This is a genomic window from Micromonospora sp. LOL_024 (assembly GCF_048060415.1).
Lineage (GTDB): Bacteria > Actinomycetota > Actinomycetes > Mycobacteriales > Micromonosporaceae > Micromonospora.
The window spans coordinates 1-11123 of record NZ_JBHMIS010000056.1 but is presented as its reverse complement, the minus strand read 5'-3'; the positions used below and the strand labels follow the sequence as shown (position 1 = coordinate 11123).

Sequence of the window (11123 nt, the reverse complement as noted above, 5' to 3'; positions counted from 1 at the left end):
AAGAGGATGCGACGGGTCGAACCCAGGTCGCTCGGGACACAGCGCGGCGAACTGGACGAAGTTGTTGCGGTCGATGATCTTCGGCCGGACGGTGCCGTGTCGGCGGTACTCGAACTCGCGGCGATCCGGGCGGCGGTGCTCCGCGCGGCGGGTCCGGTATCGGCGTGACTTGGCCTGAATGCCGGTCTTCTCGTCCACGCTGAGCAGCACCGTGCCGGCGGGAACATGCTGGTAGAGAGTGCAGATCTGCTCGGCACGGGCGAAGAAGCCGGGATCGTCGGGCCGGTTGAGCCAGCCCCGGACCCGGTGCGGTTTGATGTCGACACCGGCCAGGATCCGCCCGACCTGGCTGGCGGAGATCGCGATGCCGTGCCGCTGCCGCAGGTGCCCGGCGATCAGCGGGTGGGTCCATTGGGCGTCGGTGTCGGGTGGCTCACTGGTCGCGGTCGCGATGATCAGCAGGTGTACGTCGATGCCGTAGAGCGGCGGGCGTCCCGGGCGGGGCCGGTCGTTAAGGGCGCGCATGCCCCGGGTGCGGTAGTCGCGGCGGGTCTTGCGCACGGTGTCCACCGTGCAGGCGACCTGCCGGGCGATCTGCGCGTTCGGGACCCGGTTCGCGGTCCGCCGCACCCGGCAATCTGTCACATCACCCGGCGGAGCACCCCCAGGGACGCGCGGACAGGCCCCGGCGCCGTCAGCGCCTGCGCGAGATCCGGCTCGCGGCCGCTGAGGCTGTCCAACACCTCGCCAGCCGCCCCGTGCCCCTGCGCGTCGCCGTCCACGCCCGCCACGACGAACACGTCGTCCTCTGCGACGCCGATCTCGTACCGAGATTTGATGGTGTCCCGCAGCACGAGCGTGGCAGCCGGTGGATTGCCGGCCAACACGCCGACGCCCCCGGCGAGCAGCAGGCCGTACATGGTGACCAGGGGGAAGTCCTCGGCCCGCGACTCCGGCTTCAAGCCGAGCGCCAGAGCTACATCGCGCTCGTGGATCCAGGCATCCCAGAGGATGTGCAGGGATAGGGTCGACCAGTGCAGTTGGCGGCCGCTCGGCGCGGGCATCAGCGGACCTTCGGGCTCGGCGGCCCGGGCCTGGAACAGCTCCCGTTCCCGCTCCATCAGCGCCGTCAGGGTTTGCACGGTCTCCTCCGGGCTCTGCTCAGGTGAGTCCGCCAGCCACAGCAGCGGGGTGGTGGCCGGCAGGAAGGGGCCGTGGCGCAGGAACCGCTCGATCTGTGGGCTGCCGCTGAGCAGGGCGACGTGTAGCTCGGCCACGTTTACCACGTGCCGGACCACGTCGTGCACCGACCAGGCGGTGCAGCGGGACTTCGCCGTCCAGCCCGCTGGATCGAGTTGGGTGACGAGGCGGAGGAGGTTGGAGCGCTGGTGCTGGAGCGTCGCGCCGATCGTCTCCGGGACGGCGTTCAGGCCGCGCTTCTCGGTGAGTATAAGGTCAGACAAGGGATTTCCCTTCGAGCAAATGCATGACAGGCCCGTTGCAGTACTAGAAAACGCACCTTCGTCAACTCCGGTGCGCGGCCGTGAGCTTCTCCAGTATGGGCACGATCTCGTTGGGACTCGGCATGGCCATGATCTCCCGCCGCAACCGGTTGGCGTTCGTCGCGTAGGACGGGTCCGTCAGCAGCAACTCCAGGTTTGACCGCAACGACGTCACGGCCGACTCCTGCATGCATATACCGGCACCACGGCTCGCCAGCCGCCGGGCCTTGTCGGCCGAGTCCCAGATCTTCGACGGCAGGATCAGCTGCGGCACGCCGTGTACCAGTGCGGTGGCCATCGTGCCGGATCCACCGTGGCTGATGATCGCTGAGCAGGTCGGCAGCAACGCGTTGAGCGGCACGAAGTCCACCACGCGCACGTTCTCCGGAACCGAGGGCAGCGCCTTGACCTGGCCGGCATCCAGGGTCGCGACCACCTCGATGTCCAGATCCGCCACCGACTCCAGCACGTCCCCGATTGACACCTCGTCGCCTCCCTGCACCTCACGGTGCGAAAGACCAAGCGTCAGGCATACCCGCTTGCGCTTCGGCGGCTCCCGCAACCACTCGGGCATCTTCGCCGGCCCGTTGTAGGGGATGTACCGCATCGGCACGTACGGTAGGTCCAGGGGGAAGCGCATCCAGACAGGCGTCGGGTCGACGGTCCACTGCCCGAGCATCATCTCCTCGGAGAACCCCCCAGGGCAGCCGTACCGTTCCAACAGTCTGCTCAGCCAGTCCTCCAACGGGTCGTCCCGCAACTCGGGTGGTAGCTGGGACAACTGGTCCACGAGAACACCGCGCATTCTGGCCACGTGGTCCATGCCGAACAACAGGCGGGCATGTGCCGCACCGCAGGCACGCGCGGCCACCGGACCCGCAAATGTCATGGTGTCCCATACCACCAGGTCCGGCAGCCACGAACCCGCAAACGCCACCAGGTCGTCTGTCATCGACTCGGGACACTGGTTCTGGAACACGAAGGACGTCATTGCGGTGAACATGCCCAGCATGTACTCCGGTGTCAGGCGCTCCGGGCGGGTCTCGGTGATATCCATGCCACCGTCATCCGAGTCCGGTGCTTCCTCATCCCCCGCGAGGTTCTCCTCGGTCTCTCTGATGCCCTCTTCGAGGTTGAGCGGCTCGCCGACCGCGACCGCGGGCAGACCGGCTTTGGTGACCTCTTCGACCAGGTCGGGCTGGGTGGCGATCCGGACCTCGTGTCCGCCGGTGTGCAGTGCCCACGCCAACGGCACCTGCGAGTACATGTGCACCTTCGCGGCAAAGGTGGTGAACAGGACCCTCATCGAACCCTCCGGTACTCGGCGGCCATCTTCTCCAGCACCGGGCCGATGTCGTTCGGACCAGGCGTGCCCACCATCTCCCGTCGCAGTTTGGCAGCGTTGTGCCGGACGGACGGTTCGGTCAGCAGCCGAACCAGCCGGGCACGCAGTTCGTCGCCGGAGAGCCGCTCGATGTCCCGGACGTAGTCCCCCGCCCCGTAGTCCGCGAGTCGGCGGGCCGTGTTGATCGAGTCCCAGACCATGTGCGGCACGATCAACTGGGGGACACCGTGCAGCATGGCCGTGGTCAGCGTGCCGGAGCCACCGTGGTGGATGACCGCGTCACAGGTCGGCAGCAACACGTTGAGCGGCACGAAGTCCACTACCCTCACGTTGCCAGGCAGCGACGGCAGTGACTCGGTCTGACGGGCGTTGAGGGTGGCCACGACCTCGACGTCCAGGTCCGCCAGCGACGCCAGGATGTCACCGATCGACGCGCGGTCACCGCCTCGCTCGTCCCGGTGTGACAGCCCAAGCGTGAGGCACACCCGTTTCGGCTTCGGCCGGTCGTGGAGCCAGTCCGGCACCAGGGCCGGACCGTTGTAGGGCGTGTACCGTACGGGCACGGTGGGCACGTTGAGGGGAAACCGCATCGATTGGGGGAACTGGTCGATACTGAAGTCGCCGACCACCATGTCCTCGCCGAACCCGGTGTCGCAGCCGTACCGTTCCAGGGTGAAGCCCAGCCACTCGGCCAGCGGGTCGTCACGTAACTCGGCCGCCAGCCCGGCCAGGTGCCCGTTGAACGCGGCACGGGTGTTGCCGACGAGGTCAAGGCCATACAGCAGACGAGCATGCGCCGCACCACAGGCACGCGCGGCCACCGGGCCCGCGAAGGTCATGGTGTCCCACACCACCAGGTCTGGCCGCCACCAACGAGCGAAGGCCACCAGATCGTCCGTCATCGACTCCGAACTTCCGTTCTGAAAGACCATCGAGGTCATAGCCGTGAAGATCGTCAGGGTGCGGTCCCAGGTGAGCTTTGCCGGATCCTCCTCGCTCATGTCCAGCCCGACGTCCGACTCCTCCACAGTTCTGTTCGCGTCGTCACCGACGTTCTCGTTGACCACCTCGAACTGTGCTTCCAGGTTCAGCGGATCGCCGACGGGCACAGCGGTCAACCCGGTGCGCGAGATCAGGTCGGCCAGGTCCGGCTGGCTGGCGAGGTAGACCTCGTGTCCCGCGGTGTGCAGTGCCCACGCCATCGGCACCTGCGCGAACATGTGGGTCTTCGCGGCGATCGTAGTGAACAGGACACGCATCAGCTTCTCCCCCGGTGCTCGGCGGTCAGCCTCTCCAAGACGGGGACCGCATCATTTGGGCTCGGCAGGCCGAGCATCTCGCGGCGGACTCGCGTGGCTCCCGCCGTGAACGATGGCTCGTCGAGCAGCCGGGCCAGCCGGCCACGCAGCTCCCCGCCGGACAGCCGGTCAACGTCACGGGTGTAGAGCCCCGCCCCGCTCGCCTCCAGCGCCCGCGCCTTGTCCATGCTGTCCCACATCAGGTTCGGCACGATCAGTTGTGGGACACCATGCGCGAGCGCGGTCGCGAACGTCCCGGACCCGCTGTGGTGCACCACGGCGGAACACGTGGGAAGCAACGAGTTCAGCGGCACGAAGTCCACTACCCGGACGTTGTCGGGCATGACCGGCAGTGACTTCAGCTGACCTTCGTCGAGCGTGGCGACGATCTCGACGTCGAGATCGGCCACCGCGTCGAGCATGTCACCGACCGACGCCTGGTCGCCGAGCGCTACCTTCCGGAACGACGCCCCGAGCGTCAGGCAGACCCGTTTACGTGCCGGCGGCTCACTCAGCCAGTCCGGAACCACGGCCGGGCCGTTGTAGGGCACGTAACGGACCGGGACATACTGCGCGTCAACGGCGAGGCGCATGGAGGGCGGCAGCTGGTCGATCGTCCACTGGCCGAGCACCATGTCCTCGGTAAATCCTGCCGCGCAGCCCAGCCGATCGAGTGTCCACCCCAGCCATTCAGCGAGCGGGTCGTCACGCAACTCCGCCGGCATCCGGCCGGCCAGGTCGAGAAAGGTGGCCCGCATCCGGCCGACGAGATCGGGTCCGAACAGCATGCGGGCGTGCGCAGCACCGCACGCTCTGGCCACGGCCGGCCCGGCGAACGTCAGCGGGTCCCACAGGACCAGGTCCGGCCGCCAGTCCCTGGCGAACGCGGCCAGGTCGTCGACCATGCCGGCCGGGCAGTGGTTCTGGAAGGTCACCGGCGTCATCGCGCTGAATACGTGGAGCACATACTCCCAGGTCAGCTTCTCCGGCCTCGCCTCGCTCATGTCCAGGCCAACCTGCGCCCCGGTCAACCGTCCGCTGGCGACGTCGCCGAGAATCCCGTCCAGCGTCTGCATCCCGGTCTCGAGGTCGAACACCTCACCGACAGGCACCGCGGTCAAGCCGGTACTAGTGATGTCTGCAACCAGATCCGGCTGGCTGGCAACGACAACGTCATGCCCTGCCGTGTGCAACGCCCACGCCATCGGCACCTGGATGTAAAGGTGAGCCTTCGCAGCAAACGTGGTGAACAGAACTCGCATCAGACCCTCCCGCGGTGCTCGGCGGTCATGTGCTCGATGAGCGGTACCACCGCATTCGGCGTCGGCTGGGCGAGCACCTCGTCGCGCAACCGAGTGGCCGCCACGGCGAATGACGGCTCGGTCAGTACTCGAACGAGCTTCTCCCGCAACGTGGCACTGGTAAGCTCTTCGATCGGCATCCACAGGCCCGCACCGAACTCCTCGATCCCCTTGCCCATTACTGCGGTGTCCATCCCGAACGCGAGGATCACCTGCGGCACGCCGTGCAGTTCCGCGTTGGCCTTGGTGCCGATGCCGCCGTGGTGGACCACCGCAGCGCACGTCGGCATGAGATCGTTGAGCGGGACGAACTCCACCAGCCTCACGTTCGCCGGGACGTCGGTCACCGACGCGCGCTGGGCTTCGGTCAGCGTGGCGACGATCTCGATGTCGAGGTCCGCCAAGGTGTGCAGGAAATCGGTGAGCACGGAGCCGCTGAGAAACTCGGCGACCCACTCCGACACACCGAAGGTCAGGCACACTCTCGGCCGGCTGGCCGGTGCCCGCAGCCAGTCGGGCACCACGGCAGGCCCGTTGTGCGGCACGTGCCGCACACTGACGGCTCCCCCACCAGGGTCCAGTCGGGTACTCGCGGCGGTCGAGTCGATCGTCCACTGCCCGGTCACCATGTCCTCGGTGAAGCCGCCATCGACGCCCAACCTCTCAAGTGTCCACTCCAACCACTCCGCGGTCGGGTCTTCCTGGTGCTCCGGCGGCTGTGTATCCTTCAGTCGCAGGAACTCCTTGCGGGCCCGCATCCCGACGTCGGGTCCCGCGACGAATCTGGCGTGGGCGGCCCCGGCCGCTCGGGCGGCGACCGCCCCCGCAATCGTGTACGTCTCCCACACCACGAGATCGGGCCGCCAATCGCGGGCGAAGGTGACCAGCCGGTCGATCATCCGGTCGTTGTTCATCACCGAGTCGTGCGACGGCACGAGTATGTTCTGCAGCCCGAGCAGGTGCTCCCATGTCCACGTGGCATAGTTGTCGCCGGCGAAGTCGAAGTCACGCAGGTAGACGAACCCGTCCTCGTGGAACTGCTTGAGCAAGTCGAGATCGGTAGGGTCGTCGACGGACCACTCCGGCGCGTCTACCGGGACCGAGGTCAGGCCGGTCTGGGTGATGTCGCGGGTCAGCGCCGGCTCGCTGGCCACCCTGACCTCGTGCCCAGCGCTACGCAGTGCCCACGCCAGCGGTACGAGCGGATAGAAATGCGTGCGGTGAGCAAGTGTGGTGAACAGTATCCTCATCGCGCCTCATCTCGGACGTCGATGCTCGCCGGGAGTCTCAGCAGTACTCTCGTGACCGGTGCCCGGCGCCTGCGCAGCACGGGCCCCGTGCGACGGAGCGAGGGAAACCTCTCGGTCAGCACGGACAGTGCGGTCTCGGTGACCACACGAGCGAACGGGAACACCGCGGCGTAGGGCGGGCCAAGCAGCAGCGGCGCACCTGCCCCGTCCCGGTTGACAGCGCCGACGAGGACGACGACCTGGTCACCGGCCGTCACCCTGGCACCGCCGAAGTCGAGATCGGATCGCGCGATCAGGGCGTGCAGGTGCACCGGCGGCCGGAGACTCAGGGTTTCGTCGACCACCCGCGACGCCCGGGACGGCTCGTCGAGCACCATGTCGAGCGTGTTCCCGAGCAGGGTGGTAGCCACTTGGGCGCCCACGACGGTGAGCAGGACCGCCCCCGGGTCGCCGAGCCGGTCGCGCAGGTCGTCGAGAGCGGAGAGCATCCGGCGTGTAGCCGCAAGAGACTGCGGGCACAGGGCGGCGTCGACGGCGACACCGGTACTCGCGATCCGCTCGACAAGCCAGTGCAGCGGCACGTCGAAGGTCTCTGCCAGCACCTCGGCGCAGATCCGGGTGGCGAAACCGCCAACAAGGTCGACCTCACCGGTCAGGCTATCGACGACCCTGGTGACCGGCTCGACCAAGGAAGCGGCCGAATGAGGCACGGCGTGGACGATGTCCTCGTCCAGGGGCACGACATTGTACGGCGCGTACGGGCTGCCCGCAGTCATCGGACCAAATCCCGGATGGACCATGATCTCGGTCGCCAACGCTCGGCTGGCGGTGACCCAGACGCCGGCCCTATTCGACACCATGGGGCCGGCGCGACCGAGCCGTTCGTACAACGGATACGGGTCGTCGTCGAATCCGCGGAGGACCCGGGCATAGGGATCATCGCCGATCGCGGAAAGCCACTGCGCACCCTGGATGAGCTGGAGTCGCCTACCGAGCTCTGCCGGCGCACGTTGACTCCAGTAGCGTTGCGTAATTACGGCATCCATGCTATCGATTTCGCCCCGCATTCCCTTTGAAGACTGCTAGGAAGAATTCCAGCACGTGGTTATCGACGAGAATTCTCGTCATTTACCGGAGGTCGGTAAGGTCAAGCATTTCCCACACGGATCTACGCACGATATCGCCGAGCCGCCGATCGGGGTTCGCAAATATCCTGGACGTTGTCATCGGCGTTCAGCACCTCCCTCGACACCTCGGCTGGTGTCAGGCCAGTCGGATAACGGCTTCACCGCGATGGTCTGCCGGCAGGTGTAGAGATTCGGCTCGCTGGTGCTCACGGCTCGCAACGCTTCGGTGTGCGGCTTGAATTCCGGGTGGGAGACCGCCTGGCGAAACGAAGCGGCGTCACGCCAGTATGCGACGTTTACGTAGCTGGACCGGTCCTCGACATGACCGAGCAGTGTGAACTGCACAAAGCCGGGCTGCTTCGCCACGAACGCGCTCGTCTCGGCGAAGACCTTTTCGAATATCTCGGGCGCACAGCGCACGGTGAACCTGTTGACAAACACGACCGGACCGTCGTTGGCGGTTCCGGGTTCGTCAGCTGTCATGTCGATCCATCTCCTTGCCACGACGCAGCTGACCACTCCTGGTTCAGCTGCCTTTTAGCGTGCCGGCAACATCTCGCAGGCGGCTCAACAAGCGCTTGACACACAGAGGTCGAGCAAGCTTCTAGCAGTCACTGACACCGTCGACTCTGGTCACACGGACGGAGGGGTTTGCATGACAGAAGAGGACCGACGGGTCGCTGTGGTCACCGGAGCCACCAGCGGCATCGGCCTTGCCATCGCCGACCTGCTGGCCAGGCGGGGCATGCGGGTATTCATCTGCGCACGTGACGCCGGGCAGGTCGCGTTGACCGCAAAGCGGATGCGCGACGAGTCGCTCGACGTCGACGGCAGACAATGTGACGTCACCGTTCCGGAGCAGATCAAAAACATGGTGGCGTCCGCTGTGAGCCGCTTCGGTCCGGTGGACGTCCTGGTAAACAACGCCGGCCGCAGCGGCGGCGGGGTGACCGCTCAGATCACCGACGAGCTGTGGTTGGACGTCGTCAACACGAATCTTACCAGCGTCTTCCGGGTAACCCGGGAGGTTCTCACCACCGGCGGGATGCTCAAACGCGGGAGCGGCCGGGTGATCAATGTGGCATCGACAGCCGGCAAGCAGGGCGTGATGTACGGAGCGCCGTACTCCGCCACCAAGCACGGCGTCGTCGGCTTCACCAAAGCGCTCGGCCTGGAGCTAGCCACAGCGGGGATCACGGTCAACGCCATCTGCCCCGGGTACGTGGAGACACCGATGGCGCAGCGGATCCGGCAGGGCTACGCGGCCTTCTGGGAGACGAGCGAGGAAGCCGTCCGCGAGAGGTTCGAGGCGAAGATCCCACTTGGCCGCTACAGCACCCCACAGGAGGTTGCCGGCCTGGTGGGCTACCTCGTGTCGGACACCGCGGCCTCGATCACGGCACAGGCGATCAACGTCTGCGGCGGGCTCGGCAACTACTGAGGGAGGATCATGTCCCATCGGACAGAGCACGGGATCACCGTGGCCGCCCCGGCTCGGGTGGTCTACGACCTGATCGCTGACGTCGGACAGTGGCCGCGGATCTTTCCGCCGACCGTGCACGTGGACCACGTGCAACGGGACGGACCGGAAGAACGGATCCGCATCTGGGCGACGGCCAACGGCGCGCCGAAAGCCTGGACTTCCCGCCGGCACCTCGATCCGACAGGGCTGCAGGTGACCTTCCGCCAAGAGATCTCCCAGGCACCGGTGGCGGCGATGGGCGGTGCGTGGATCCTCGACCCCGTGTCCGCGACGAGGACCGAGGTACGGCTACTGCATGACTTCGACGCGGTAGGCGACGACCCGGAAAGCGTCTCGTTGATCCTGCGGGCGATCGACCACAACAGCGGCGCGGAGCTCGCGGCACTACGATCGGCTGCCGAGCAACGCGAGGGCGACCAAGACCTGCTGCTCACGTTCGATGACTCGGTGATCGTCGACGGCGCGGCCAAGGACGTGTACGAGTTCCTGTACGCCGCGCAACAGTGGCCGTCCCGGCTCCCGCACGTGGCCAAAGTCTCGCTCCAGGAGGACACCCCGAACCTCCAGGTACTCGACATGGACACCCGTAACCCGCAGGGTCAGGTGCATACCACGTCGTCAGTGCGCGTGTGCTTTCCGGCTGATCGCATCGTCTACAAGCAGCTCCGAATGCCGCCGTTGTTGACCGTGCACACCGGGCGGTGGACGATCCGCGACGACGGCGGAAGGACCGTAGTCACGTCGACCCACACGGTCGTGATCGAGCCGGAGGCGATCGCGGCGGTCCTCGGTGGGTCGGCGACGGTCACGCAGGCCCGGACGGCGATCCGGCAGGCACTGGGCGGCAACAGCCTCGCGACCCTGCGGCACGCCAAGGCCTACGCAGAAGGCCACTGAACGACGGAGCCGCCCCGGCGCAATGAACACGGGGCGGCCCGTCCGGGTTGCGTTCAGGTGATCGAGAGCGCTCCGTCGACCGCCAGGACCGTACCGTTGACATAGGCAGCCTCAGGCCGCGTGAGGCGGTAGATCCACCAGGCGATGTCGTCCGGCGTGCCGACCCGTCCGGCCGGAATCCGCGTACTCATGTGCTCCAGGAAGCCGTCGTATGCCTCCTGCGGCATGCCGGCCCGTACCCCGACGCCAGTGGCTGTGACGCCGGGCGCGACGCCGACGACTCGGATTCCCCACGGCGCCAGCTCCACCGCCCACGACCGCGTCAGGAAATCGAGGGCGGCCTTGGTAGCGCCGTATACGGCGTTCTGCGGAAAGGACCGCAGCCCCAACGCCGCCGCCGTGCCGACGTTCACGACGGTACCACCGGACTCACCCAATGCCTGCAATGCACATTGGGTGAGGAAGATCGGTGCCAACAGATTGGTCTCCAACTGGGCCGTCACTGAGTCGGCATCGAGATCGGCGAGCGCGGCAAACGCACCTACCGCGGCGTTGTTGACGAGAACGTCGACCGCGCCGAATTCGAGCAGAGCCCGATCGACGATGATCTTAGGAGCATCCGGGGACGTGACGTCAGCCGTCAGGGTCCTGATGTTTTGGTGGCCGTTGGCGGTCTCGGAAAGCGTGTCCTCGGAGCGGCCTACGATGAGAACGCCGGCGCCGCTGGCGGCGAACTTCCGCGCGGTCGCCCTGCCGATGCCGGTCCCGCCGCCAGTGACAATAACCGCTTTTGATGTGGTCATGCGCTTAAGCTAGGCGGGTCCACTCAAGAAAACGTCTACCGACGGTCGTCCTGGATGTACGTGTTCAGCTTGAGGTGAGTCGTTGATCGGGTCGCGGTGTCCATTGTGGCTGTGCTG

11 protein-coding genes are annotated in these 11123 nt (G+C 66.7%); 2 read left to right on the top strand and 9 right to left on the bottom strand.

Translation table 11 applies throughout. From position 1 onward, the window contains the following. The 8 genes from ACFHWY_RS26730 to ACFHWY_RS26695 all read right to left on the bottom strand — a co-directional run. On the bottom strand, positions 1 to 630 hold a 630-nt coding region (locus ACFHWY_RS26730), incomplete at its 3' end, for an IS630 family transposase (protein WP_416583021.1). 11 nt (positions 631 to 641) lie between these two features. Then, positions 642 to 1463 (bottom strand): maleylpyruvate isomerase family mycothiol-dependent enzyme, encoded by an 822-nt coding sequence (locus ACFHWY_RS26725; RefSeq protein WP_416583020.1) that lies wholly within the window; start codon positions 1461 to 1463, stop codon positions 642 to 644. A 61-nt stretch (positions 1464 to 1524) separates the two neighbouring features. Further along, positions 1525 to 2808 carry an activator-dependent family glycosyltransferase gene (locus ACFHWY_RS26720; protein WP_416583019.1) on the bottom strand — a complete coding sequence of 428 codons (1284 nt, stop codon included), beginning with the start codon at positions 2806 to 2808 and terminating at the stop codon, positions 1525 to 1527. Further along, positions 2805 to 4106, bottom strand: coding sequence for an activator-dependent family glycosyltransferase (locus tag ACFHWY_RS26715; protein ID WP_416583018.1), 1302 nt, complete (start codon positions 4104 to 4106; stop codon positions 2805 to 2807). Before ACFHWY_RS26715 ends, ACFHWY_RS26720 begins: the two co-directional genes overlap by 4 nt. Further along, positions 4106 to 5407 carry an activator-dependent family glycosyltransferase gene (locus ACFHWY_RS26710; RefSeq protein ID WP_416583017.1) on the bottom strand — a complete coding sequence of 434 codons (1302 nt, stop codon included), beginning with the start codon at positions 5405 to 5407 and terminating at the stop codon, positions 4106 to 4108. The genes ACFHWY_RS26715 and ACFHWY_RS26710 overlap by 1 nt, the downstream gene beginning before the upstream one ends. Beyond that, positions 5407 to 6696 carry an activator-dependent family glycosyltransferase gene (locus tag ACFHWY_RS26705; protein WP_416583016.1) on the bottom strand — a complete coding sequence of 430 codons (1290 nt, stop codon included), beginning with the start codon at positions 6694 to 6696 and terminating at the stop codon, positions 5407 to 5409. Before ACFHWY_RS26705 ends, ACFHWY_RS26710 begins: the two co-directional genes overlap by 1 nt. After that, on the bottom strand, positions 6693 to 7742 hold the full coding sequence (locus ACFHWY_RS26700; protein ID WP_416583015.1) for a hypothetical protein: 1050 nt from the start codon (positions 7740 to 7742) through the stop codon (positions 6693 to 6695). Before ACFHWY_RS26700 ends, ACFHWY_RS26705 begins: the two co-directional genes overlap by 4 nt. 177 nt (positions 7743 to 7919) lie before the next feature. Continuing rightward, entirely contained in the window at positions 7920 to 8306 is a 387-nt protein-coding gene (locus ACFHWY_RS26695; RefSeq protein WP_416583014.1) for an antibiotic biosynthesis monooxygenase family protein, read from the bottom strand. Positions 8307 to 8478: 172 nt separating this feature from the next. Here ACFHWY_RS26695 and fabG point away from each other — a divergent pair, with 172 nt between their 5' ends. Then, entirely contained in the window at positions 8479 to 9264 is a 786-nt protein-coding gene (gene fabG, locus ACFHWY_RS26690; RefSeq protein ID WP_416583013.1) for a 3-oxoacyl-ACP reductase FabG, read from the top strand. A 9-nt stretch (positions 9265 to 9273) separates the two neighbouring features. Beyond that, the gene (locus ACFHWY_RS26685) at positions 9274 to 10203 is read left to right on the top strand and encodes an aromatase/cyclase (protein ID WP_416583012.1); all 930 of its coding nucleotides are present in this window, start codon (positions 9274 to 9276) and stop codon (positions 10201 to 10203) included. A gap of 53 nt (positions 10204 to 10256) precedes the next feature. Here ACFHWY_RS26685 and ACFHWY_RS26680 read toward each other — a convergent pair whose 3' ends face one another. Next, positions 10257 to 11006 (bottom strand): SDR family NAD(P)-dependent oxidoreductase, encoded by a 750-nt coding sequence (locus ACFHWY_RS26680; protein WP_416583011.1) that lies wholly within the window; start codon positions 11004 to 11006, stop codon positions 10257 to 10259. Between the last annotated feature and the right edge of the window lie 117 nt (positions 11007 to 11123).